This is a genomic window from Pantoea sp. UYEF8 (genome assembly GCF_040546285.1).
In the GTDB taxonomy this organism is placed as follows: domain Bacteria; phylum Pseudomonadota; class Gammaproteobacteria; order Enterobacterales; family Enterobacteriaceae; genus Pantoea; species Pantoea brenneri.
Map to the genome: position 1 here is coordinate 91,808 of NZ_JBEPNM010000011.1, position 24,694 is coordinate 116,501.

At 54.5% G+C, this 24,694-nt stretch carries 19 protein-coding genes and 1 pseudogene; 11 read left to right on the top strand and 9 right to left on the bottom strand.

Annotation, left to right across the window (positions count from 1 at the left end; all coding sequences use genetic code 11):
• Positions 1-159 precede the first annotated feature (159 nt).
• From ABIB18_RS18540 to xseA, 3 genes are all read right to left on the bottom strand, one after another.
• A complete protein-coding gene (locus ABIB18_RS18540) occupies positions 160-492 on the bottom strand; it encodes a protealysin inhibitor emfourin (protein ID WP_031376477.1) in 333 nt (110 codons plus the stop codon).
• Positions 489-1,502, bottom strand: coding sequence for a M4 family metallopeptidase (locus tag ABIB18_RS18545; protein ID WP_031376476.1), 1,014 nt, complete (start codon positions 1,500-1,502; stop codon positions 489-491). Before ABIB18_RS18545 ends, ABIB18_RS18540 begins: the two co-directional genes overlap by 4 nt.
• Before the next feature lie 125 nt (positions 1,503-1,627).
• Positions 1,628-3,001 carry an exodeoxyribonuclease VII large subunit gene (gene xseA, locus ABIB18_RS18550; protein WP_354475198.1) on the bottom strand — a complete coding sequence of 458 codons (1,374 nt, stop codon included), beginning with the start codon at positions 2,999-3,001 and terminating at the stop codon, positions 1,628-1,630.
• Between the two features lie 168 nt (positions 3,002-3,169).
• Between xseA and guaB the strand changes: the two genes are divergently transcribed.
• The 7 genes from guaB (at position 3,170) to ABIB18_RS18585 (ending at position 13,557) form a co-directional block, all read left to right on the top strand.
• Positions 3,170-4,636: an IMP dehydrogenase gene (gene guaB / locus ABIB18_RS18555; protein WP_031376474.1), complete on the top strand. Its 1,467-nt coding sequence runs from the start codon at positions 3,170-3,172 to the stop codon at positions 4,634-4,636.
• Between the two features lie 72 nt (positions 4,637-4,708).
• Entirely contained in the window at positions 4,709-6,289 is a 1,581-nt protein-coding gene (gene guaA / locus ABIB18_RS18560; protein ID WP_031376473.1) for a glutamine-hydrolyzing GMP synthase, read from the top strand.
• A 330-nt stretch (positions 6,290-6,619) separates the two neighbouring features.
• Positions 6,620-6,748, top strand: coding sequence for a hypothetical protein (locus ABIB18_RS23795; protein WP_425028374.1), 129 nt, complete (start codon positions 6,620-6,622; stop codon positions 6,746-6,748).
• A gap of 492 nt (positions 6,749-7,240) precedes the next feature.
• Complete coding sequence (locus ABIB18_RS18570; protein WP_162287700.1) at positions 7,241-8,680, top strand: MFS transporter; 1,440 nt, start codon at positions 7,241-7,243, stop codon at positions 8,678-8,680.
• Between the two features lie 61 nt (positions 8,681-8,741).
• On the top strand, positions 8,742-10,421 hold the full coding sequence (locus tag ABIB18_RS18575) for a glycoside hydrolase family 43 protein (RefSeq protein ID WP_354475200.1): 1,680 nt from the start codon (positions 8,742-8,744) through the stop codon (positions 10,419-10,421).
• A gap of 340 nt (positions 10,422-10,761) precedes the next feature.
• Positions 10,762-12,141 carry a carbohydrate porin gene (locus ABIB18_RS18580; protein WP_354475202.1) on the top strand — a complete coding sequence of 460 codons (1,380 nt, stop codon included), beginning with the start codon at positions 10,762-10,764 and terminating at the stop codon, positions 12,139-12,141.
• A 642-nt stretch (positions 12,142-12,783) separates the two neighbouring features.
• The gene (locus ABIB18_RS18585) at positions 12,784-13,557 is read left to right on the top strand and encodes a DUF3750 domain-containing protein (RefSeq protein WP_031375367.1); all 774 of its coding nucleotides are present in this window, start codon (positions 12,784-12,786) and stop codon (positions 13,555-13,557) included.
• Positions 13,558-13,590: 33 nt separating this feature from the next.
• Here ABIB18_RS18585 and ABIB18_RS18590 read toward each other — a convergent pair whose 3' ends face one another.
• Positions 13,591-13,770, bottom strand: a complete 180-nt coding sequence (locus tag ABIB18_RS18590; protein ID WP_031375368.1) for a GDFGVC terminal motif YodC-like protein — start codon at positions 13,768-13,770, stop codon at positions 13,591-13,593.
• Positions 13,771-13,963: 193 nt separating this feature from the next.
• On the opposite strand from ABIB18_RS18590, the pseudogene ABIB18_RS18595 reads away from it, so the two are divergent.
• Positions 13,964-14,209 (top strand): annotated as a pseudogene (locus ABIB18_RS18595) (hypothetical protein).
• A 20-nt stretch (positions 14,210-14,229) separates the two neighbouring features.
• Entirely contained in the window at positions 14,230-14,727 is a 498-nt protein-coding gene (locus tag ABIB18_RS18600; RefSeq protein WP_069728712.1) for a helix-turn-helix transcriptional regulator, read from the top strand.
• Positions 14,728-14,730: 3 nt separating this feature from the next.
• Here the strand turns inward: ABIB18_RS18600 and mgtE are convergent, their stop codons facing one another.
• From mgtE to ppk1, 5 genes are all read right to left on the bottom strand, one after another.
• The gene (mgtE, locus tag ABIB18_RS18605; RefSeq protein ID WP_031375370.1) at positions 14,731-16,164 is read right to left on the bottom strand and encodes a magnesium transporter; all 1,434 of its coding nucleotides are present in this window, start codon (positions 16,162-16,164) and stop codon (positions 14,731-14,733) included.
• Between the two features lie 124 nt (positions 16,165-16,288).
• Positions 16,289-16,474: a YfgG family protein gene (locus ABIB18_RS18610; protein ID WP_031375371.1), complete on the bottom strand. Its 186-nt coding sequence runs from the start codon at positions 16,472-16,474 to the stop codon at positions 16,289-16,291.
• A 101-nt stretch (positions 16,475-16,575) separates the two neighbouring features.
• Positions 16,576-17,196, bottom strand: a complete 621-nt coding sequence (tehB, locus tag ABIB18_RS18615; protein ID WP_354475206.1) for a tellurite resistance methyltransferase TehB — start codon at positions 17,194-17,196, stop codon at positions 16,576-16,578.
• Between the two features lie 35 nt (positions 17,197-17,231).
• Positions 17,232-18,755: an exopolyphosphatase gene (gene ppx, locus ABIB18_RS18620; RefSeq protein ID WP_031375372.1), complete on the bottom strand. Its 1,524-nt coding sequence runs from the start codon at positions 18,753-18,755 to the stop codon at positions 17,232-17,234.
• A 5-nt stretch (positions 18,756-18,760) separates the two neighbouring features.
• Entirely contained in the window at positions 18,761-20,821 is a 2,061-nt protein-coding gene (ppk1, locus tag ABIB18_RS18625; protein ID WP_031375373.1) for a polyphosphate kinase 1, read from the bottom strand.
• 150 nt (positions 20,822-20,971) lie between these two features.
• Between ppk1 and ABIB18_RS18630 the strand changes: the two genes are divergently transcribed.
• On the top strand, positions 20,972-23,059 hold the full coding sequence (locus tag ABIB18_RS18630) for an ABC transporter permease subunit (protein WP_031375374.1): 2,088 nt from the start codon (positions 20,972-20,974) through the stop codon (positions 23,057-23,059).
• Positions 23,056-24,690, top strand: coding sequence for a phosphate ABC transporter permease PstA (pstA, locus tag ABIB18_RS18635; protein WP_354475209.1), 1,635 nt, complete (start codon positions 23,056-23,058; stop codon positions 24,688-24,690). Before ABIB18_RS18630 ends, pstA begins: the two co-directional genes overlap by 4 nt.
• The last annotated feature ends 4 nt before the right edge of the window (positions 24,691-24,694 follow it).

Below are 24,694 nucleotides of genomic sequence, written 5' to 3' on the forward strand. Positions count from 1 at the left end.
CAAAACCGACATCCATGACTGCCCGGCGCGCGACGTCCATGGCGCGGGACGCTTTCCTCCTCTGACTGTGTTCCCTGCATCTTAAGCTCATGGGTTGCTGCCAGATTCACATCAGATTATTCAGCTGTCTCAGGGCCGACACTGTCGGCCCTTTTTTGCTTATTCACCATCACGCCACAGCGCCTGCAATTCTGGCGGCGCTACCTGTTCCGGAATCAACAGCACGATGGTGCCGACCTCGCGGTGGGTCGCATACTGAATCTGAATGCGAAAATAGCGTTGATCGCCACGTCCCACCTCAGGCGCTTTCTCTTCCGGCTCGCCCAGCGGCATAGCCTGCTCAAGCGCACGACAGACGCGCTGCTTTTCCGGCGGCGGCAGTTCACCCAGCGAAAAACGGCGTTCGGCGCGCAGGCCAGGCATAAAGGCGAGGCCTCCTTCACGCGCCACGATGATAGTGGCGTCATCGGTGAGTTCGGGCAGATCACTCATAGCACACCGACCTCTTTCCACGCCTGCTCAATTGCGCTGGCAACGGAACGGTTAAAGCGCTTTTCGCCATGCTGAAGGGTAAAGCGGGCAAAGGTTTTAAAATCGGCATCCTGCGGCAGTTCATCGTCGCACATTGTGTCATACCAGGCGTGACCCGCCAGCTCCCACGCATAGCCGCCCAGCGCTTTCGCCGCCAGATAGAAGGCGCGGTTAGGAATACCGGAGTTGAGGTGCACGCCGCCGTTATCTTCGCGGGTCTGAACGTAATGATCCATGTGCGCCGGCTGCGGATCTTTGCCCAGCATCGGGTCGTCATACGCGGTGCCGGGCGCAGACATCGACCGCAGCCCCTTTCCATTGATACCGCTGGCCAGCAGGCCTTCACCGATGATCCAGTCAGCCTGATCGGCACTCTGTTTTTTACTGAACTGTTTGACCAGCGAGCCAAATACATCGGAGAGTGACTCGTTCAGCGCACCCGCCTGCTCAAAGTAGATCAGACCGGCTTCATTCTCGGTCACGCCATGCGTCAGTTCGTGCGCCACCACGTCGATTGCGATGGTAAAACGATTAAAAATCTCGCCGTCACCATCACCAAATACCATTTGCTGACCGTTCCAGAAGGCGTTCTGGTATTTATCGCCGTAATGGACCGTTCCGAGCAGTTTCAGCCCCTGATTATCCAGCGAGTTGCGCTGGTAGGCCTGCCAGAAAAAGTCATAGGTGGTGCCGAGATAATCCCAGGCTTCACCGGCTGCGACATCACCGTTTTCGGGCTGGCCTTCCTGACGAATCAGCTTACCGGGCAGGGTTTGCTGGTTTTGCGCATCATAAATTTCGCGATCCACATGGCCGCCTGCTGCCGTTTTCGCCACGGCCGGCTTTTGCCAGTGTTCAGCCATCAGATGCTGTACATGGGTCAGGGTGCGGCGCGCCTGTTCCTGCTGGTGACCGGAGCCGTGCGCGATAATTTTGCGGAGGATATAGGGAGGAATAACGCTAAAGGCCATGTGAAACTCCTTGGCAACAGGGATGTGCCAAAAAGTATAGACCGGTCAGTAAAGATACACCTCGTTGATGCCATAACAAGCGATACGATAACCGGTGTACTGACGGTCTGACACCAGCAGGGCGATCAGGAAGTGGCTTTGCGACGGCGCTTTTTCTCCGGCAACAGCTGGGTTACCTGACTCTCGACCCAGCCATCATCCAGGCGAGTGCGCAGCAGATCGCCGTTCTGCAGCTGCTGGGTTTTTTTCACAACCTGACCTGCAGTATCGGTAGTGACGCTGAAGCCGCGCGCCAGGGTCGCTAACGGACTGACGCCTTCCAGCTGCGCTACCAGTTGGCCGAACTGCTGTTTATCCGCGTTCAGCTGTTTCTGCATACTCTGCTGCAGACGATAGTGCCAGCTTTGCAGCTGCTTCTGCGCTTCAAACAGACGCTGCTGTGGCTGCTGCGCGGTCAGCCGATGCGTCAGGCGATCCTGTTGCCGGCTGGCGTGGCGCAAGCCGGTTTCCATCGCGTCAGTCAGCCGTTGCTGCAGGCGGAACAGGGCGGTCTGCTGGCGGGCGAGACGTAACTGAGGATGCTGCTGTTGCAGACGATGCTCCAGCCGGCTGTAGAGCCGCTGCTGGCGCGCCAGATAGTAGTCCATCGCCATCTCAAGCCGCTGTTGCTGCGACTGCAGCTGACGCAGCAGCTCAAGCTGATTACGGCTGACGATCTCGGCGGCGGCAGAAGGCGTTGGCGCGCGCAAATCTGCCACAAAATCGGCAATCGTGACGTCAGTTTCATGGCCGACAGCGCTGACGATCGGAATACGGCTGGCAAAAATCGCCCGCGCGACGCGTTCGTCGTTAAAGCTCCACAAATCTTCCAGTGAGCCGCCGCCACGGCCGACAATTAACACGTCGCACTCATTACGCTGGTTAGCGATCTCAATCGCCCGGACGATAGCGGCAGGCGCATCAACGCCCTGAACCGGAGTGGGATAGATCACTACCGGCAAGGAGGGATCGCGGCGATGCAGCACCCGCAGCACATCGTGCAGCGCCGCGCCGGTTGAAGAGGTGATCACACCGACCTGGCGCGCCGGATCGGGCAGCGGTTGCTTATGCTGTGGTTCGAACAAACCTTCGGTCGCCAGCCGCGCTTTCAGCAGTTCAAACTGCTGCTGCAGCAGACCTTCACCGGCCGGGTGCATACTTTCGATAATCAGCTGATAGTCGCCGCGCGGCTCATACAGCGTGATGTTGGCGCGAACCAGCACCTGCTGACCATGCTGCGGACGAAAGGTGACGCGACGGTTGCTGTTGCGGAACATGGCACAGCGCACCTGGGCGCCGTCATCCTTCAGGGTGAAGTACCAGTGACCGGAAGCGGGTTGGGTGAAGTTGGAGATCTCGGCGCTCAGCCAGACCAGGCCCATCTCTTTTTCCAGCAGCTGACGCACTGTGGTATTGAGACGGCTGACGGTAAAAATATTGGCGACGGGTGGCAGCGACATGTGACGAAGATCAAATTCCAAATCAGCAGGTTAATTCACCGATACTACAGGGCTGATAGCGCGGATCAAGAGTTTTTCTGAAATAATGCTGGAGGCAATCGGTTACGGCCTGTATAATGCCGCGGCAATATTTTATCTATTCTCATTCACCCGAGGTGGAGTATTGCCATGTTAAGAATCGCTAAAGAAGCACTCACTTTCGACGACGTTTTACTCGTTCCTGCACACTCCACCGTCCTGCCGAATACGGCCGATCTCAGTACTCAGCTGACCAAAAATATCCGTTTAAATATTCCGATGCTTTCCGCTGCAATGGACACCGTGACCGAAGCGGGTCTGGCGATTGCGCTGGCGCAGGAAGGCGGTCTTGGCTTCATTCACAAAAACATGTCAATTGAACGCCAGGCGGACGAAGTGCGCAAGGTGAAGAAACATGAAAGCGGCGTGGTGACTGAGCCACAAACCGTGCTGCCAACTACACCGCTGGCCGAAGTGAAAGCGCTGACCGAGCGTAACGGTTTTGCCGGTTACCCGGTAGTGAACCGCGACAACGAACTGGTCGGTATCATTACCGGTCGTGACGTTCGCTTTGTCACTGACCTCTCCCAGCCGGTATCCGCTGTGATGACCCCGAAAGATCGTCTGGTGACGGTGAAAGAGGGTGAAGCGCGCGACGTAGTGCTGCACAAAATGCACGAAAAGCGCGTTGAAAAAGCGCTGGTGGTGGATGACAGCTTCCATCTGCTTGGCATGATTACCGTAAAAGATTTCCAGAAAGCCGAACGTAAACCAAACGCCTGTAAAGATGCGCAGGGTCGTCTGCGTGTCGGTGCCGCCGTTGGTGCGGGCGCCGGTAACGAAGAGCGTATCGATGCGCTGGTTGCGGCCGGTGTTGACGTGCTGCTGATTGACTCCTCGCACGGCCATTCCGAAGGCGTGCTGTCACGTATTCGTGAAACCCGCGCCAAATATCCTGATCTTGAAATCGTCGGCGGCAACGTGGCGACCGGTGCTGGCGCACTGGCGCTGGTAGACGCCGGCGTTAGTGCAGTTAAAGTCGGTATCGGCCCGGGCTCCATCTGTACTACCCGTATCGTCACCGGCGTAGGCGTGCCACAGATTACCGCCGTTTCTGATGCGGTTGCTGCACTGGAAGGCACCGGTATTCCGGTAATCGCCGATGGTGGTATCCGCTTCTCTGGCGACATCGCCAAAGCAATTGCTGCGGGCGCATCCTGTGTGATGGTCGGTTCTATGCTGGCCGGTACCGAAGAATCCCCGGGCGAAATCGAACTCTATCAGGGGCGTTCGTTCAAATCCTATCGCGGCATGGGTTCACTGGGCGCGATGTCGAAAGGCTCATCTGACCGTTACTTCCAGACCGATAACGCCGCCGACAAACTGGTGCCGGAAGGCATTGAAGGCCGCGTTGCCTATAAAGGCCGCCTGAAAGAGATCGTACACCAGCAGATGGGCGGACTGCGCTCCTGTATGGGCCTGACCGGCTGCCCGACCATTGATGACCTGCGCACCAAAGCGGAATTTGTCCGCATCAGCGGTGCCGGCATCAACGAAAGCCATGTCCACGATGTGACCATTACCAAAGAGTCACCGAACTACCGCATGGGATCGTAATCCCGTAAGATTTCCCGCCCGGCTTCAGCCGGGCGCTTTTATTTATCAAGTCACCGTTCTGGAAACCCCTCAATGACGACGGAAAATATCCATAAGCATCGCATTCTGATTCTCGATTTCGGCTCTCAATATACTCAGCTGGTGGCACGTCGCGTGCGCGAACTGGGTGTCTACTGTGAACTCTGGGCATGGGACGTGACCGAAGAGCAGATTCGCCAGTTCAATCCGAGCGGCATCATCCTCTCCGGTGGGCCGGAAAGCACCACCGAGCTGAACAGCCCGCGTGCGCCTGAATATGTCTTCAGCGCCGGTGTGCCGGTGCTGGGCGTCTGCTACGGCATGCAGACCATGGCGATGCAGTTGGGCGGTAAAGTCTCCGGTTCCAGCGAGCGTGAGTTCGGTTATGCGCAGGTTGAAGTGACCACCCCAAGCGCGCTGGTACGCGGTATTGAAGACGCGCTCAGCGCCGCTGGTAAACCGCTGCTGGATGTCTGGATGAGCCACGGCGACAAAGTAACTGCCATTCCGGCTGACTTCGTCACCGTTGCCAGCACCGAAACCTGTCCGTTCGCCATCATGGCCAACGAAGAGAAGCGTTTCTACGGCGTGCAGTTCCACCCGGAAGTGACCCACACCCGTCAGGGGCTGCGGATGCTTGAGCGTTTCATTATCGATATCTGTGAATGTGAAGCGCTGTGGACCCCGGCTAAGATCATTGAAGATGCGGTTGAGCGCCTGCGTGAGCAGGTCGGCAATGACAAGGTAATCCTTGGCCTGTCAGGCGGCGTTGACTCCTCTGTGACCGCGATGCTGCTGCACCGCGCCATCGGCGATCGTCTGACCTGCGTATTCGTGGATAACGGTCTGCTGCGCCTGAACGAAGCGCAACAGGTGATGGATATGTTTGGCGACCACTTTGGTCTCAACATCATCCATGTGCCGGCTGAGATGCGCTTCCTGGATGCACTGGCGGGTATTGATGAACCTGAAGCTAAGCGTAAAACCATCGGTCGCGTCTTTGTGGAAGTATTTGACGAAGAAGCGCTAAAACTGCAGGACGTTAAGTGGCTGGCGCAGGGCACCATCTATCCGGACGTGATTGAATCAGCCGCCTCTGCCACCGGTAAAGCGCACGTCATCAAATCGCACCATAACGTGGGTGGCCTGCCGAAAGAGATGAAGATGGGGCTGGTTGAGCCGCTGAAAGAGCTGTTCAAAGATGAAGTGCGTAAGATCGGTCTGGAGCTGGGCCTGCCGTACGATATGCTTTATCGCCATCCGTTCCCGGGTCCGGGTCTGGGCGTGCGCGTGCTGGGCGAAGTGAAGAAAGAGTATTGCGACCTGCTGCGCCGTGCCGATGCGATCTTCATTGAAGAGCTGCACAAAGCCGATCTCTACAACAAGGTCAGCCAGGCCTTCACCGTCTTCCTGCCGGTACGTTCGGTCGGTGTGATGGGCGATGGCCGTAAATATGACTGGGTGGTTTCACTGCGTGCAGTGGAAACCATCGACTTCATGACCGCGCACTGGGCGCACCTGCCGTATGAATTCCTCGGCCGGGTCTCTAACCGCATCATCAATGAAGTCAACGGCATCTCCCGCGTGGTGTATGACATCAGCGGCAAGCCACCGGCGACCATTGAATGGGAATGATTTCGCGTCTGGCAACAGCCTGCACGGTTAAGCAGTAAAATCCCTCTAAGCCCGCATCACTGCGGGCTTTTTTGTGTCTGGCACTTTCTGGCAACGGTAAGCACAGTTTTTTCAATGGAACTCACGAGAAACGCTATAACGTTAATGACCGTGATGGCCTTTATGTTGCGGTGACTCCGGCGGGTCCAATCTCATTTCGCTACCACTATTCAATAAATCGAACACAAGAGACCATTAGCTTTGACCGTTAGGGCGTCGGTGGGATTACGCTTGCGCAAGCGCGACGAGCTGAAATTTAGCGAAGCATTATGGACGAAACTAAAGGAGAGGATGAAACAACGTAGACCAGATTGGTTTTTTCTTTCCAGACTGGCAATGGATATTATTATTGCTCTCAAAATCTTTGCCGGTAGCTCTGATTATATCCTTCCTTCGCCTACGATTCCGATGCGCCAGTGAGTAGCGCTAGTCAAAACCTGCTTTTGATGCTGACATCTCGTTTGGCATAGAAAGAAGGCGAGCCGTGGCCTGAACTTGCATAAAGAACTCCATCATTTAGGCGGCGCAAAATAAATCACTGTTACCTATCCTCTCTTTTCATCGCCGGTTGCTCAATTACGTTATTTCACTCTCGTATTGAGATAATTATCAAGTGTGAGCCATCCCGCAAAATTACGCTTATATATTGAGTTTGCTTTGTCACCGACAGCAGGCAAGAGTCTAAATTAAAAGCCTGTTTAGTATGGTAGTTCATTTGCTGAGAATATCGTCTGTGCGCGGTTAATCAACCCTTCCGGGCCTTTAAATGGCTTTTGTCTCAATGATCACATAAATAAAAAAACATAATTAATTAATTTAAAAACATAATAGATTCTCATGGGTTACTTGTGTCAGAAAGTGTTCCTCCCAGACAAAAGAACCGGAGATCTGACTAGAATGAGTAATAACATAATGCAAAGCCGGCATGATGAATATCATAAATTAACCCGTGGAGAGCGTATTGGTTATGGGATGGGCGACTTTGCGCAAAACCTGGTATTCGGTACCATTGGCGGTTTTCTGGCGCTTCACATGTTGACTGTAAATACAATCAGTACAGCAACAGCCGGATTTATATTTCTTTTTGTCCGCATTATTAACGTGTTATGGGACCCGATGGTGGGAACGTATGTTGATAAAAGAAGCTCTCCTGCCGGAAAATACCGTCCCTGGCTTTTAAGAGCAGGTGTTCCCCTTGTTATCCTTTCTGCTTTACTGTTTGCTCCCATCCCGGGTATCCAGGGTTCTGTTCCTTTTGCATTTGTGGTTTATTTAGCCCTGGATTTGATTTATTCAGTAGTGAATATCCCGTATGGTTCACTGAATGCTTCACTGACAAGAGATCCTGAATCTATTGATAAACTGACCAGCACACGTATGATGCTGGCTAATAGTGCGAATCTTCTTGTCTATACGCTCTTTCCAATGTTTGTACAAATGGCTTCTCCAAAAGATCGAAGCCTGAAAGATACGGGTTTTTTTGGCCTTGAACTCAATATGGGTAACTACACCGATCCCTCAGCTAACTACGCGTGGTTTGGTGTTTACTCAATCTATATGCTGATCGGCGCAGTTGCACTTTTCATCTGTTATAAATTTACTAAAGAACGTGTCGTTGCGACGGCAGAACAAACAGCCAACGTAAAAGCGACAGATCTGTTCCATGAACTCAGACATAACCGGCCGCTTGTCATTCTCGGATTGTTTTTCATGCTGGCCTTCACCTTCATGTTTTTCATGAATACCGTAAATGGCTTTTTCAATCAGTACGTCGTTGGCCACTCAGAGTGGATGGGCGCTATCGGCCTGGTCGCCTCAATTCCCGGTATTGTCTTCCCTGTTTTTTGGCCCAGACTGAAGAAAATTTTTGGCAAAAAAGGCTTCTTCCATCTGTTCCTTGGCATGTTTATTGTCGGTGAACTACTGACCTACGTATGGTCACGTGAAGCAATGCACGATGCCCTTTGGCTGGCTTATATCTCAACATTCATCAAACAGTGGGGCTTAAGCTCTGCGACCGGCTTCATGTGGGCACTTGTCCCTGAAGTTGTCGCTTATGGCGAATTAAAAACAGGAAAACGAAACGCCGCCATTATTAATGCCATTATGGGACTGTTTTTCAAAATCGGTTTCACGCTGGGTGGCGCGATTCCACTTTGGTTACTGGCTGCCTATGGCTTTAACGAAAAAGGGGTTCAGCAAAGTGCAAATGCTATCGACGGAATAATTATTACAGCGATTTGGGCTCCAATAATGTTAGCCGCCATTTCGATGATCATCATTCAGGTCTATCCCATCTCAGACAAACATGTCACCGACATCAATCGTCAGCTTGATGAGGTACGTGTGTAGTTTGAAAAATTAGCGATAAAACTCAAAAAATAGCCAGCTTAAACTTAAAAGGTATGATTATATGTCTCTGATTCAAAACCCTATCTTACCTGGATTTAATGCCGATCCGAGCATTATCCGTGTAGAAGACACCTACTATATTGCAAATTCTACTTTTGAGTGGTTCCCGGGTGTTCGTTTACATGAGTCAAAAGACCTGGAACACTGGAATCTTCTCCCGGCCCCATTATCAACAACCGCGCTTTTAGATATGAAAGGAAATCCTTCATCCGGCGGGATTTGGGCACCAGCGCTTTCGTATGCTGATGGTAAATTCTGGTTAGTTTATACCGATGTGAAAGTCACCGAAGGTGCCTTTAAAGACATGACCAATTATCTGACTACAGCCACTGACATTCGTGGCCCATGGACAGATCCGATTAAACTTAATGGTGTCGGTTTTGACGCTTCACTTTTCCATGATGACGATGGTCGTAAATACCTCATTCAACAAACCTGGGATCATCGCGAGTATCATCATCCTTTTGATGGCATTACGTTAACTGAGCTTGATACACAGACGCTGAAATTAAAACCAGAAACTGCGCGAACGATTTATCGCGGTACTGCCGTCGCCCTGGTCGAGGGGCCACATCTCTACAAACTGAACGGCTATTATTATCTTTTTGCCGCTCAAGGCGGAACCGTTTTCACTCACCAGGAAGTCGTGGCGCGTTCAAAAACATTGAATGCCAATAGTTTTGAAACACAGCCAGGGGAAGTGTTCTTAACCAATATGGATAAGCCAGACAGCTATATTCAAAAGCAGGGGCACGGCTCGTTGGTCTCAACCCCGACAGGGGAATGGTATTATGCTTCGCTTTGCGCGCGTCCGTGGAACCGTGTCGGTGAGTCCGCCTACGACCCTCGTGGTTGGTCTACCCTGGGGAGAGAAACCTCTATCCAGAAAGTGTATTGGGATAAAGATGGCTGGCCACGTATTGCAGGAGGCCACAGTGGACGAACGTTTGTCGAAGGGCCAGCAGATGCGATTTATACCGAAAGCGCAAAAGATCATAGCCAGCACGATGATTTTATAACGGCGACACTTGATCTCAACTGGAATACGCTCCGGGTCCCGTTCACCGAAAAAATGGGAACGACGGGTGATGGAAAGTTAACCCTGACAGGGCAGGGATCGCTAGCGAATACCCATGACCTCTCGCTGATTGCCCGACGCTGGCAAGCCTTTTATTTTGATGCGCAGGTTAAAGTTAAATTTGAGCCATTTAATTACCAGCAAATGGCAGGGTTAACCCATTATTACAACGACCGCCATTGGAGTTTTGTTTTCATTACCTGGAATGAAATTAATGGAGCCGTTATCGAAATTGGTGAGAATAATCGTGGGAAATACACCTCCTATCTGAAAGATGAGGCCATTAAGATTCCGGAGGAAACGCAATATGTCTGGTTTCGCACCAAAGTTCGGAAGGAAACCTATAGTTATGAATATAGTTTTGACGGAATCAATTTCACTGAAATCCCTGTCAAATTAGATTCAGCCATCCTTTCAGATGATTATGTACTGCAAAGCTATGGAGGATTCTTTACCGGAGCATTTGTTGGCCTCGCGGTCGTTGACTATTCTGGTTATGCTGCCAGCGCAGAGTTTTATCACTTCAGTTATCAGGAGTTGGGTGATTTTCTAATTGAAAATAACACTTATAGCTGGGATGCCAGTGAATCACGATTTAATTAAATACTAAGTGTCAATTCAGGTAATAAGTGCAACGCCAGCCTTAATGCTAAGGATGGCGTTGCGCCGGATAAGCGCACCAGCCTCTGACCGTGAAGGAGTCTTAGCACCGAATTATCGGATGCAATCCTTGCTGCAATTTGAATTAGTGGAATGGATTATTCACTTTTGACCCCAGTAATATTTACTCACCCTGACTACGGAGACACTCATTACGCTAATTATTTAACTGTACCTCTACGAAATAAAAATAAAATCAACTTGTTTTGGTGACGTTGTTTCTATTCACACCGAAACAGGATGGTTATTTTCTAAAGATATAATTAATTAATTTGAGATAGCCATGAAAACTGTAAAAACAATCCCTTTAGCAATGGCGATAATTACCGCACTGTGCTCTGTTTCCGTTCTGGCACAGGAATTCACTCAGGAACAGATTGACGCCATTGTCGCTAAAGCGATTGATAAAGCCCTGGCCGAAAGGCAGGCGAAAATCACTGCTGCTGCCGATAAAAAAGTCGACGTTATTACTGACCCGCAAACCACTGCTGCCTCTCCGGATTTAGCCATTCCATTTGGTCTTAAATTCAGTGGCTACGCCCGCTACGGCAGCCACTTCCAGGCGGGCGATCAGAAATATGTTGGCGTCGAGGGATCCTATAACGGTGCCTCGGCGATCGGTCGTCTGGGTAACGAAAGTAACGGCGGTGAATTCCAGTTGAGCAAAGCCTTCAAAAGCGACAGAGGGGCCATCTGGGACATTAACGTCATGTTTGACCACTGGAGCGATGAAGTGAACCTGAAAAAGGCCTATGCAGGCGTCACTAACGTCTTCGAATCAAACCCAAATGCCTATATCTGGGCTGGCCGCGATTTCCATCAACGTCCGCAGCAGGGGATCAACGACTACTTCTGGATGAACCATGACGGCCAGGGGGCCGGGGTGAAAAACTTGGCTATTGGCGGTATTCAGTTTGACGTGGCAACGGTGTCGCAGGTGAAATCCTGTAGCCCGGAAGTGTCGGCCGATGAGACTAATCCATCACGTATCACCTGTACCGGTAGCTCCGACACCGGTGATGATGGCCATTATGCGCTGACCACCAAAACCCACGGCATCAAGGCCGGGCCGATTGATGTCGAAGTGTACGCCAACTACGGCTTTGACTCGAAAGCGATAGACAACGATGAGCAGCTCGATGCCTGGCAGGGCGGTCTGGTACTGAGCCACACTAACGACAGCGGGGTGAACAAAGTCATTCTGCGCTATTCCGACAACTCGGATAACAGCGTCTACAACAAAACGGACGATCTGACCACGGTCTACGCCAGCTTCGAGGGCAGTCATAAGTTTACCCAGCAGGCGCAGCTCGATTATTTGCTGGCCTTCCATGACTACGATGACGGTAAGGACAACACCGACAACCGTAAAAACTATGCTGCGATTGTGCGACCGATGTATTTCTGGAACGACGTGCACTCAACCTGGCTGGAAGCCGGCTACCAGCGTGTGGATTACGATCAGGGCGGAGATAACAAAGGCTGGAAACTAACGTTATCGCAGAACATCGCCATTGGCATGGGGCCTGAGTTCCGTCCGATGTTGCGCTTCTATGTGACCGGCGGTCAGGTGGACAACGCGCATATCGCCAGAGCCGATGCCACCAGCAACGAGCAACTGGATTCGCTGAATGTCGGCGGCATGTTTGAGGCGTGGTTCTGAGTTAGCTTATAAACCTCCTCGTCACTCGTAAGGAAGGAGAGTCCGGACCCGGAGCAGACCGGTGCCCGGATACCTGGCTGGCAAGGATAACAAATCCGTCATCCCAAAGAGAGATGGCGGATTTTTATATAGCAGCAATGTTGTTAAATGGGGTGTCAGGCATCAGCCTGAAGGCTCAGGCTCAGGCTCAGGCTCAGGCTCAGGCTAAGAAGCCTACGATCGCAGCTCGCTGTTTTGGCGTTTCTGTAAGGCCGAATGGTCAAGTCCGGTTCGGCGTGGTGTTGGGTTTTTGCTGGGAGCCGTCTGGCGAAATGGAGCGATTGACAGCCGCCATCAAGCCAGTAACCAGAGTAAGCGCCGCTGTTCCGCAATTTTTACGGCAAGGCAGACAGATGAAGACTGGACGAAACAAACCGTGCCATTCTGCCCGCGGTTTTAACCTTTCAGCGCATCCCCGGCCGCCGCTGGCGTTTTATTGTTCACTTTGACGAGAATTGCGCTATTCTGCTCTGCAGTAGAGAGACGCGCGCCACACTTGTCGCCAGCCTTTACCCGCCGCTTTTGCTCAATATCCCAAAGCCGCCCCGTGTAAATCCGACTGCTCAGCAGACGTTGCCATTTATTGTCTTCAGGAATGTTGTCATGCTTTCACTTAAAGTGTTCAGCCTGTTTTTTGTTGCCGTCTTACTGTTATCGCTGGGGGCCAGTATTGCGCAGGCCACTCGCCACAGCGATAACAGCGAAAAGGGCGGCTGGTGGTCGGCCCGTCGTGATTCGGCCGGTATCGCGCCCGATCCGCGCGCCATAGCCAACCTGGCTATTGTTCAGGTCTATGCCGCACCGACCTATGGCTGGAAAGGTGCGGTAGCGGTTCATCCGTGGATCATTTTCAAACGCGCTGGCGAAAGCCGTTATAACCGTTATGAGGTGATTAGCTGGGGCAGCGGCGATAAAGTCCGCCGCAACACCAATATTCCTGACGGGTACTGGTACGGCGCGAAACCACGGCTGCTGGTGGAGCATCGCGGCCCGGCGGCGGAAGCGATGATTCCGCAGATTGAGGCAGCAATTAAATCTTACCCGTGGCCAACCACCTATCATGCCTGGCCGGGACCCAACAGTAATACCTTTCTGGCACACATTGGCCGTGAAGTACCGGCACTGAAGCTTGATCTGCCCGCTAATGCGCTGGGCAAAGATTACCGACCGCTGTGGCGTCCGATTGGGTTGCCGCCATCGGGACGTGGATTACAGGTGTCGATTCTGGGCGTGGCGGGCGTGACGCTCGGCGCAGAAGAGGGCTTTGAAGTGAACCTGCTGGGATTAAACATGGGGCTGGATTTCACCCCTTTCCGGTTACGTCTGCCGTTTATCGGCGGCCTCGGCCACGACAACCTTCAACAGAATAACCCGTAACAGTCCGGCCCCGTTCGTCGGGGCCAGTTTTCATCAGCAGACGCCGAAGTCGCCTTCTTCGTGATACAGATTCACGCTATCAGCCTTCACTTCAATCTCTTTTTTGGTCGCATCGTCTGTGCGTGCGCACCACAGAGTATCGCCTTCTGCCCGCAGCACCTGCATTTTTGGACCGCCGGTCTTTGACTGGACAAAATCATCCGGTTTAAACATGTTGCCTCCATAGTTTGTTGTTCATTCTGGTCGCATAAATCCACTGTTGATGATTTTTTGCGTGCCGTTTTCCAGTTTATACCCTGACTGTTTTACCGCGAGAAAAAGTCTGCCCATGCTGAGCCGCATAATCTCCACTTTAACAAGTTGTCAGTTGACAACCCACTGGTTTCACGTCACGCTAGAGGCTCAAATGGTCAGAAAGCGACATCACAGTAAAGAGATTGAATCGGCTTTATGTTACGCCGAATCCCATGGATGGCGGGTAGTACCGGGCGGCCATCATGCGTGGGGCAAGATGTACTGTCCGAAAAACCTGATGACCTGTCGGTGCGGCGAGTTTTGTCTGACCTGAATCTGGAGTACGCCGAAGAGTGCGCAAAACCATGCCAATGCCCTGCGCCGCGTGGTTGATCATTGTCACTTTCTTACGGCCTGACACAGCAAAAGGAGCGGCTCATGGAATACCGTTTTACTTTACGATTTAGCCTGCCAGCGGAGCACGCCACGCAGGATGAGATGCTGGAGAATCTGGCACTGGCGGGCTGTGATGATGCGCTGGTCGGGCTCGGCGTACCTGGCAGAATTGCGCTGGAGTTTAGCCGTGAAGCCTCTTCTGCCAGTGAGGCGTTGATGCGCGCCGAAGCGGAGGTCATCGGCGCCATACCCGGTGCCATGCTGGCGGAAGCCGCGCCCGATTTTGTCGGACTGACGGATGTGGCGGAATTAACCGGCATGTCGCGGCAGAATATGCGCAAACTGATGCTCAGCCATCGCCCGCCGTTTCCGTTGCCGGTGCATGACGGCAAAACCGCCATCTGGCATCTGGACGATGTGCTGAAGTGGTTAAGCCAGCGCGGCACCTATGCGCTGCCAGCCGCCATCGGTGAACTGGCGCAGGTGACGCGCCAGCGTAATCTCAAGCGAGCATTACAATGCAACCCGGGCCGCGCCTGAGGCTCAGTGCGGCAGCAGGAACAGGGTAGCCAGTCCCAGGAAGATAAAGAAACCGCCGGTGTCGGTGATGGCGGTGATCAATACGCTGGAGCCGACGGCGGGATCGCGCTTCATTTTGGTCATCACCAGCGGTACCAGCACGCCCATCAGCGCTGCCAGCAGCAGATTCAGCGCCATCGCCAGCATCATCACGCCGCCCAGCGCGAGGTTGTCATACATCAGCCAGGTGATGCCGCCCATAATCCCGCCCCAGAACAGGCCGTTGATCAGCGCCACGCCGAGTTCACGGACAATCAGGAACGAGAAGTTTCCCGGCTCAACCTGATGTAGCGCCAGAGCACGCACAATCATGGTGATGGTTTGATTACCGGTATTGCCGCCGATGCCAGCGACGATCGGCATCAGAGTGGCGAGCGCCACGATTTGCGAGATAGTGCCTTCAAACAGCCCAATCACTCGCGAGGCGACAAAGGCGGTGCAGAGATTAATCGCCAGCCATGCCCAGCGTTTACGCACTGACTTCCGCACCGGCGCAAACACGTCCTCTTCCTGACTGATACCGCCCATTTTACGGATATTGCTTTCGTTTTCGGCATTCACCAAATCGATAATGTCTTCAATAGTGATACGGCCTATCAGGCGGCCCTTTGCATCAGTAACGGCCGCGGAGATCAGGTTATAACGTTCGAAGGCGCTGGCGGCATCTTCCGCCTTATCGTTAAGCTGGAAGGTGGTGGGGCGGGCATTCATTACCTCACTGACCAGCGTTTTCGGCTTGTTCAGCAGAATATCGGTCAGCAGCAGTTCGCCAAGCAGCAGATTATCGTCATTGGTGATAAAGATTTTATCGGTGCCGCCTGGCATGCTTTTGTGCTTACGCAGATATCGCTGCACCGTGGCCAGCGTCACGTCGTCGCGTACCGTCAGGATATTGAAATCCATCACCCGACCGACGCGATCGCGATCAAACTCCACCATGCTCAGCATGCGGGCGCGCAGGCCCGGTTCCACGGTCGCCAGCAGGCGGCCCGTCAGGTCACGAGGCAGATATCGTGCCAGCCACACCTGATCATCAATATCCAGCGGTTCGATGGCGCGCAGAATATCGCGATCGCTCATCTCTTCGGTCAGGCTGGCCCAGACGGTTTCCGAGGCTTCCACCAGTACCAGACCGCGCCGTTCGTTTGGCACCAGTCGCCACAGCGCCTGACGTTCTTCTTCCGGTAAGGCTTCGAGGATGTCGGCAAGGTCGGCAGCGTGCAGCTGACGAATATCCTGCTCCAGCGCGTCACGCTGGGCCGCATTTTCACGTTGCTGTTCAGGACTGAGGTCGCTGGATTTATCCAGCAAAGCATCAACCAGATCGTGCTCGTTGAGCAGCAGCGTCAGAATGCGATGACGTATTTCACTTAAACGTTGAGAGTGTGAGGCAGACACATTGAATCCCTTTAGTCTGAAAGCACCAGCACGAAGTGTAGCGTTTCGCCTGAAAAAGGGATGCAAAAAATGGCGCAGTCAACCGGACGGCGGGGCAGTTTTTCAGGCGAAAAAGTCGTGTTCGCTAACGCGTATCGCCAGAACTGACGGCAACCGGTTCAGGCAGCGATTTTTGTTGCTGATGATGTTCGAAGGCAGCAGGCAGGATAAAAATCAGGCGGCTAAACAAAATGATAAAACTGATCAGCAACACGATACGGGTCATGGTGCCGGTTTTTTGACGTCTTCGGGGAGAAATAGCGCTGTTCACGCGGGGTGGTTCCTGTAATGACCCAAAGCTGGGCGACCGCAACATTTAGTCACAGTCGCCAGACGAAATCAATCGCGGTTGAAAAAAACAGCAGACAAAGATCAGTAACTGGCTTTCTGCGCCAGCAGCGTGGCGAAGCGGCAGTTAATGCGATTGCCGTGTTCATCTTTACGGTGCAGCTGGCCAGGATTTTCGTTGTACTTCACGATATGCCAGTTACGGTAATAATTGCTCAGCTCGCCCGATTTAAACGCAAAGGTAAAATCGCTCGGGCAGGGCATATCGTCGGTGTTCATCGCTGCCACAATCAGGTTGTAGCCGTTTTTCACCGTGCAGGCCTGCATATCAGCAATCAACTGCGGAATGCTCTGCGGTTGCAGAAACATCATCACCACTGTCGACAGCACAAAATCGTAGCCACCGTTAAAGCGCGTCTGGTTCAGATCCCGTTGTTCGGTATGGATGCCGCTCAGACCTTCCCGCTCGATGATATCGTGCAGGCGCGCCAGGCTTTGCGGATTATGATCCCATGCGGTGACGTCGAAACCGTGCTGATTAAGATACAGCGTGCTACGCCCACCGCCACAGCCGAGATCGAGTGCTTTCCCGACGTTGAGCTGTGGTAGCGCCGCCACGACTTCAGAGTGAGGCGGCGTCAGGCCGTAGGTTTCGGCAAAATAGTGTTCGTCACGCAGACGTTCGGTATGTTGTGTCATGGTCATCAGTTCAGTTAAATGGGTGCCAGGCACCCACGTTATCAGGCCTCTTCGAGGATCAGTTTCCATCCGGTGACATCATTCCAGTAACCCTGCTCGCGCTCGAGATCGAGCTGTACCAGGGTGTTCTGACTGAAATAGCCCGCGGGGAAAATCAGCGTCCAGTGGCCGTCGTCGCACTTCAGCACCAGAGTATCCGGCCGTGTGGTGGCCTGGCGCTGATTATTCAGCAGGGTACCCAGACGCAACAGGAAAATCAGCGGCACGAACTGCTTCTTCTTAAACAGCGTCACCCGCGGCAACTCATCGAGTTTCACCGCTTTCCGGTGGAATCTTACCAGCGCCGCCAGCAGCATTTGCTGATCCTGATTAAAGCCAGGCATATTGGTGTTTTGCAGGATGTAGGCTGAATGGCGCTGCAGACCGCTATGATTGATGGTCAGTCCGACTTCATGCAGCATTGCCGCCCACTTCAGCAGCGCCGCCAGTTGCGGATTCGCCAGTTTGGGATTCTGATCGCGCCACTGCAGATAGAGCTGTTCGGTAGTGTCGAGCACGCGTCGCGCCTGATCGCTGTCGATGGCGTAATGGTTCGCCAGACTCTGCGCGGTGCGGCTGCGGATATCCTGATGACGGAAGCGGCCTTCCATTTCGTACAGCACGCCTTCACGTAGCGCACCATCGGAGAGGCGCAGCTCGCGAATTGCCAGCGCGTCGAACACGCCGCACAGAATCGCCAGTCCCGGTACAAACACCCCTTTACGCTCTTCCGACAGGCCTGGCAGACTCAGCGCGGCAAACGATTTATGTTTGATCACTTCGTCATACAGTTTGTCGAGACGCTCAGGCGTAATCAGCTTCTCTTTCTCATCCATCGCCTGCAGCACTTCACAGGCGGCTTTGATGGTGCCGGACGCACCCAGCGCATATTGCCAGCCATGCAGACGATACTGCCACGCCAGCGTTTCCAGCTTCTGTGCGGCCGCTAAGCGGGCGCGACGGAAATTCTCGCGGCTGATTTCACCGTTGGGGAAATAGAGCTGCGCGAAACTGACGCAACCCATGCGGCGGCTTTCCACCAGCTGCGGCTCAAAATCCTCGCCAATCACCAGTTCGGTTGACCCGCCACCGATGTCGATCACCAGCTTGCGACCTTTCTCCGGCTGAGTATGCTCCACGCCCATAAAGATCAGGCGGGCCTCTTCATGGCCTGAAATCACCTCAATCGGATAGGGGATCACCTCGGCGGCCCGTTGCAAAAAGGTTTCGGCGTTGACCGCCTGGCGCAGCGTATGGGTGCCGACAATGGTGACATTGCTCGGGCTGAATCCCTGCAGGCGTTCCGCGAACAGCGCCAGGCAGGTTAATCCCCGCTCCATCGCCTCTTCGCTCAGGCGATTACTGGCATCCAGCCCGTCAGCCAGATGGACGCGCTGCTTCAGGCGACCCAATACCTGCATCGCGCCATCTACCACCCGGGCGATGACCATATGGAAGCTGTTCGATCCGAGGTCGATCGCCGCAAACTCCTGGGGTTTTGGCGTACTTTTATGGGAAATTGGCATAGGATTTATTCAGGTTGTTCCAGGTTCTTGATGTAATCATAAATGGCCAGCTGCGATCGCACTTTGCGACGATTGCCGCGCTGGACGTAATGGTTACTCAACTCTTTATCGACGATGCGGGCTTTTACCGTATCACTTAACTGAATAGCAATAATGTCGAGTATGCGCTGCTTAATACGTGGATCGAGAATCGCCACCGCCACTTCGATGCGGTAATCAATGTTACGCGTCATCCAGTCAGCCGAGGAGAGGAACACTTTTTTATCGCCGCCATTGTCAAAAATATAGACGCGATCGTGCTCCAGATAACGGTCAACGATACTGATGACGCGAATATTTTCACTGATCCCCGGCAAATCGGGAATTAATGAGCACATGCCGCGCACCAGCAGATTGACCTTAACCCCCACGCTGGAGGCTGTATAAAGCCGGTCAACCAGTCCTTTGTCCACCAGATTATTGATTTTCAGAGTAATGCCGGATGGCTTTTTCTGCTGCGCATTGGCGATTTCGTTATCGATCAACTCATACAGCATCCGGCGTGAGTTCTGCGGTGACACCATCAGATGATCGAAGGTGACCGGCCGGTAAGGGTTCTCGATAAAGTTAAACACCCGGCGCACTTCGTTGGTGATACGCGCATCGGCGGTCAGCAACGAGTAGTCGGTATAGAGGCGGGCGGTTTTTTCGTTGAAGTTGCCGGTACCGATATGCGCGTACCGCACAATCTCTTCACCTTCACGGCGGGAAATCAGGAACAGCTTGGCGTGGATCTTCAGCCCCGGCGCAGAGAAAATTACGTGCACGCCCGCTTCGGTCAGGCGCTTAGCCCAGTAGATGTTCGCCTCTTCATCAAAGCGCGCCTGCAGTTCAACCACCACCGTCACTTTTTTACCGTTATAGGCCGCATGAATCATCGCATCCATGATGCGTGAGTGTTTGGCGACGCGATAAATATTGATTTTTATCGCCAGCACGCTGGGGTCAAACGACGCCTGACGCAGCAGTTCCAGCACGTGCTCAAAGGTATGGTAAGGATAATAGAGCAGCACATCGCGATCGCGAATGGCATCAAAGCCATTGCGGAAGCCATCAAATCCGATATGGCGAATCTGCGGCAGCGGCCGGTTCACCAGGTTGTTTTTGCCGACGTTCGGGAAGCCAATGAAGTCTTTAAAGTTGTGGTAGCGTCCGCCGGGCAATATGGAATCGAAGTTAGAAATGGAGAGCTTGTGACACAACAGTTCCACCATCGAATCGGGCATGTCGCGCTGGTAGACAAAGCGGACCGGCTCGGCGGTCAGGCGTTGCTTCAGGCTGGACGACATCAGCTCCAGCAGACTCGATTCCATCTCCGTCACCAGATCGTACTCGGCGTCACGCGTCATCTTCATCGAGTAGGCGTTCAGTGCGTCGTAGTCGTAAAAGCCTTTGAAAATATCGTCCAGGCAGTAACGTAAAATGTTATCCAGCAGGATCATCGGCTTACGACGACGCGGCGGCTCAGCCGGCAGATTAATGAAACGCGGCACTTTATCGGACGGGATCTCCAGCAGCGCATAACGAATGGTATCGCCGCGGATAATTTCCACCGCCAGATAGGTGTAATCGTCTTTCAGAAATTCGGTCAGGTCAGTTTCATGGGTGATCAGAATCGGCGAGATATGCTGGCGCAGTTCATGTTTGAAATAGTGGCGCAGCCACGCCTGCTGATTCGGCGAGAGCTGGCGCTCGTTGATCAGGAAGATCTGATTACGCGCCATCTCCAGCAGCAGATCGTTATACAGGGCGTCGAACTCCTGGTCAGACTTCAGGACTCGCTGCTGGATCTTCTTGAATAAATGACGTGGCGTACTGGCGGAACCCTGCTCTTCACCAATCAGAATGCGGCGTTTCAGGTCGGCGAAACGCACCTTGTAGAATTCGTCGAGGTTATTGGAGTAGATACCGAGAAAACGCATCCGCTCAATCAGCGGATTACTTTTGTCCGCCGCTTCCTGCAAAACCCGTTCGTTAAAGGATAACCAGCTTAATTCTTTTTCAATATAAAGCTTTACCTGACCCATTCTCACTCCATATAGCGGTTGCAGGACTGAAGATCCAGTGTCCCTGATCATTATGGCGAGAGTATGGCAGCGTTGTCCAACGTCAATAGTTGTCTTATCAACCGGCTACGGGCAACATAGCGGCTTGTTTTTGCCTGCTACCGGAACCGCATGAGCGTAAACCACATCCCAGTCCAGTTCAGCGACCGTAAGCGTCGTGCCGTTGACCGCCTGACGCGGCGGCTGGTCACGTCCTGTGGCATTGCGATTCTGCTGCTGATGTTGCTGCTGTTTTGCTGGCTGATTGGCGTGGTATTGCCGCTGTTCAGTGCACCGGGTCTGCAGATTGCCAGTAATCAGCAGCTATGGGATCGCGCGCCGGCGTTAGCCCTCGGCAATGATGGTCGTATCGGCTGGCGTATCAGCGCGCACGGCGCGGCGCGGTTTATTCCGTTGGATGGACAACCGGCGGAACCGGCGCTGGCGTTATCGCCGCCACCGCAACAGGTGGTGCGCAGTGCCGACGGCCAGACGCTGCTGCTGAATATGCAGGGTGCGCTGATGCTGATGCAACCGACAGCGGAACAGCAGTGGCGCTTTCCGCTGGGCGACAAACCGTTTCACCTGCCGCACGGCGCGGTGACAAAAATGGCTCTGGCGACTCGCCATCCAGGCCAGTGGCGTATCGCGGCGCTGACCGACCGCGGCCTGACGGTGCTGACGCTCGGCACCGATCAGCAGGCCGCCACTGTCGATCTGCCACAGCAACAGCTGGACCTGCTGGCACTTTCCCCGGCAGGCGATCTGCTCTATACCACCGAAGGCAACGTGCTGCGGGTCTGGCAACTCGACGAGGATCAGGCGCGGTTGCGTGAAACCCAGACGCTGCCGCAGCGCCCGCAAAGTCTGCATCTGCTGGTGGGCGGTAAGAGCCTGCTGATTCAGGATCAGAGCGGCATTACCCAGTGGTTTGCGATCGCCAGCCCACAGGGACCGCGTCTTCAACGCATCCGGACGTTCGCGCACAGCGCGGGAGTGGCGAAAGTTGTCACCGAGCCGCAACGTCGGGTGTTCGCCACCCTCAGTGAAAATGGCCTGCTGCGGCTGTTCGCCAGCAAACAGGATGGCCCGATTCTGCAGCGCCAGCTGGCGCCAGGCATTCTTGACGCGCAGTTCTCACCGCGTGGCGACAGTCTGCTGATTGAGCGGGCAGGCAGCTGGCAAACCCTGCGGCTGGATAATCCGTGGCCTGACGTTACCTGGCGTAATTTCTGGCAAAAAATCTGGTACGAAAATTACCCGGCACCGGACTGGATCTGGCAATCGACTGCGGCGGGCGACAGCTATCAGGGCAAGTTCAGCCTGGTACCGATGGTGGTCGGCACGCTGAAAGCCGCCAGCTTAGCGCTGCTGTTTGCCACGCCGCTGGCGCTGGCGGCAGCCATGTATACCGCGTTTTTTATGGCACCGGGCCTGCGTCGCTGGGTTAAACCGGCTATCGAAATGATGGGCGCGCTGCCGAGCGTGGTGGTGGGGCTGATTGCCGGTGTCTGGCTGGCACCGCACATCAGTCAGGCGTTGATTGGAGTGCTGTTGCTGCCGCTGACGCTGGCCGCCAGTTTGCTGCTGTGCGGCGCGCTCAGCGCGCGTTTACCGGCGCGCTGGCGACAGCCGGGCCGCGAGGTGCTGATTCTGCTGCCGCTGCTGCTGCTGGTCACCTTACTGACGCTGTGGCTGCCAACGCTGTTTATCCCTGATGCAGGCGACTGGCTGCCACATTATGAACAGCGCAACCTGCTGGTGGCGGCGCTGGCGATGGGCTTTGCGCTGGTGCCGCTGATATTTACGCTCTCTGAAGATGCGCTGTTCAGCGTGCCCGCATCGCTGGGGCAGGGCTCGCTGGCGCTGGGTGCTACGCCGTGGCAAACCCTGACCCGAGTGGTGTTGCCTGGCGCCTCAGCCGGGATCTTTGCCGCCCTGATGATCGGCCTGGGCCGCGCGGTGGGGGAAACGATGATTCTGCTGATGGCGACCGGCAACACGCCGCAAAGTCAGGGCGGATTGTTCAGCGGACTGCGCGCCCTGTCAGCCAATATCGCCATCGAGATGCCGGAAGCCGCCGCTGGCAGCGCCCATTATCGCATCCTGTTTCTCAGCGCCCTGATGCTGCTGCTGTTCACTCTGGTAATCAATACCGTGGCGGAGCTGATCCGTCAGCGTTTGCGCCAGCGCTACAGCCAGCATGAGGAGCAGGTATGAAGGTGATGCGACAAAACGATCGCTGGCGCTGGTTAACCGCCGGTGCCGTGGCGGTCTGCCTGTTAGCCTTTACGCTGTTGATTGGCCTGCTGGCCTGGCAGGGCGTCCGGGCTTTCTGGCCGCAGCGGGTTGACCTCTACAGTTTCAGCCAGCCCGACGGGCGTGAGGTGCGCCTGCTGGGCGAAACTCTTGAGCATCAGCCGCGCTTTCCCGCCCCGGCTGACGAGCAGGGCAACAGCGGCGGACAGGTTCATCGCTACCTGATTAAAACCGGCAACCGCGACTGGGACGCGCCCGATTTCCGCGTGGTCTACAGCCGGCAAGCGGCCAGCGTCAGCCAGCCGAAAGCGATCATGGTGTTGCAGCGTCGCAGTCACGGCCAGGCTTACGGCTGGTTTATCGGCCTGCGCGAAGATAATGAGGTCTTAACCGCCCGCAATCCCGATGCGCTGCTGCATCAGCGGCTGGCGCAGGTACAACTGCTGGTGCGGCAGGCCAATCAGATTCGCCGGGTAGAGATGGCACGCGTCAACAGCCAGCGTGAGCAGCTGGATGAACAGGCCACGCAGCAGCGCGCCGCCGGTCGCTTTGATCTACAGACCCAGTCGGAATATCAGGCGAATCAGGCGGCCTTGCAGCGTCGGTTCGATCATCTCAGCGAGACGCTGGCCAGCCTGCAACAGCAGAGCCAGCGCGACGTGCTGATCCTGCGGGATGTGCACGGCATCGACCACGCGATTCCGCTAACGGAAATTGTCGATAGCTGGAAACCCAACGCAATGACGCTGGGCGAAAAGAGTCTCCATTTCCTGCATCAGCTGTGGCGCTTTGTCAGCGACTCGCCGGCCGACGGTGGAAGCGAATCCGGTGCTTTCCCGGCGATCTTTGGCACTGTGCTGATGGTGTTGCTGATGTCGATTGTGGTGATGCCGCTTGGGGTGATCGCCGCAATCTGGCTGCACGAATATGCCGGGCGCAACGCACTGACCCGGCTGGTGCGGATTGCGGTGGTTAATCTGGCCGGGGTGCCTTCAATCGTGTATGGCGTCTTTGGCCTTGGCTTTTTTGTCTGGCTGGTCGGCGGCACGATCGATCAGCTGTTCTTCGCCAGCGCATTGCCCAATCCGACCTTCGGCACGCCGGGCCTGCTGTGGGCGGCGTTAACGCTGGCGTTACTGACGCTGCCGGTGGTGATCGTGGCGACGGAGGAGGGACTTTCCCGCATTCCAGATAGTCTGCGTCAGGGATCGCTGGCGCTTGGTGCCACGCAGGCGGAAACCCTGTGGCATGTGGTGCTGCCGCTGGCGGTGCCGGCAATGCTGACCGGATTGATCCTCGCCGTGGTACGCGCAGCGGGCGAAACCGCACCGCTGATGCTGGTCGGGGTGGTGAAAATGGTGCCGGAATTACCGATCGATGCGGTGTTCCCTTATCTGCACCTCGACCGCAAATTTATGCATCTTGGCTTCCAGATTTACGATCTGGCGTTTCAGAGTCCGAATATTGAAGCTGACCGGCCGCTGGTGTTCGCCACCGCGCTGCTGCTGGTGCTGATTATTCTGTCGCTCAATTTGCTGGCGATGAGCCTGCGTCACCGCCTGCGTGAACGCTATCGCCTTATGACTCAATAACAGG

Coding starts and splice junctions, on each gene's coding strand:
- ABIB18_RS18540 (WP_031376477.1), bottom strand. CDS start 492: ATGAGTGATCTGCCCGAACTCACCGATGACGCCACTATCATCGTGGCG.
- ABIB18_RS18545 (WP_031376476.1), bottom strand. CDS start 1,502: ATGGCCTTTAGCGTTATTCCTCCCTATATCCTCCGCAAAATTATCGCG.
- xseA (WP_354475198.1), bottom strand. CDS start 3,001: ATGTCGCTGCCACCCGTCGCCAATATTTTTACCGTCAGCCGTCTCAAT.
- guaB (WP_031376474.1), top strand. CDS start 3,170: ATGTTAAGAATCGCTAAAGAAGCACTCACTTTCGACGACGTTTTACTC.
- guaA (WP_031376473.1), top strand. CDS start 4,709: ATGACGACGGAAAATATCCATAAGCATCGCATTCTGATTCTCGATTTC.
- ABIB18_RS23795 (WP_425028374.1), top strand. CDS start 6,620: ATGAAACAACGTAGACCAGATTGGTTTTTTCTTTCCAGACTGGCAATG.
- ABIB18_RS18570 (WP_162287700.1), top strand. CDS start 7,241: ATGCAAAGCCGGCATGATGAATATCATAAATTAACCCGTGGAGAGCGT.
- ABIB18_RS18575 (WP_354475200.1), top strand. CDS start 8,742: ATGTCTCTGATTCAAAACCCTATCTTACCTGGATTTAATGCCGATCCG.
- ABIB18_RS18580 (WP_354475202.1), top strand. CDS start 10,762: ATGAAAACTGTAAAAACAATCCCTTTAGCAATGGCGATAATTACCGCA.
- ABIB18_RS18585 (WP_031375367.1), top strand. CDS start 12,784: ATGCTTTCACTTAAAGTGTTCAGCCTGTTTTTTGTTGCCGTCTTACTG.
- ABIB18_RS18590 (WP_031375368.1), bottom strand. CDS start 13,770: ATGTTTAAACCGGATGATTTTGTCCAGTCAAAGACCGGCGGTCCAAAA.
- ABIB18_RS18600 (WP_069728712.1), top strand. CDS start 14,230: ATGGAATACCGTTTTACTTTACGATTTAGCCTGCCAGCGGAGCACGCC.
- tehB (WP_354475206.1), bottom strand. CDS start 17,196: ATGACCATGACACAACATACCGAACGTCTGCGTGACGAACACTATTTT.
- ppx (WP_031375372.1), bottom strand. CDS start 18,755: ATGCCAATTTCCCATAAAAGTACGCCAAAACCCCAGGAGTTTGCGGCG.
- ppk1 (WP_031375373.1), bottom strand. CDS start 20,821: ATGGGTCAGGTAAAGCTTTATATTGAAAAAGAATTAAGCTGGTTATCC.
- ABIB18_RS18630 (WP_031375374.1), top strand. CDS start 20,972: ATGAGCGTAAACCACATCCCAGTCCAGTTCAGCGACCGTAAGCGTCGT.
- pstA (WP_354475209.1), top strand. CDS start 23,056: ATGAAGGTGATGCGACAAAACGATCGCTGGCGCTGGTTAACCGCCGGT.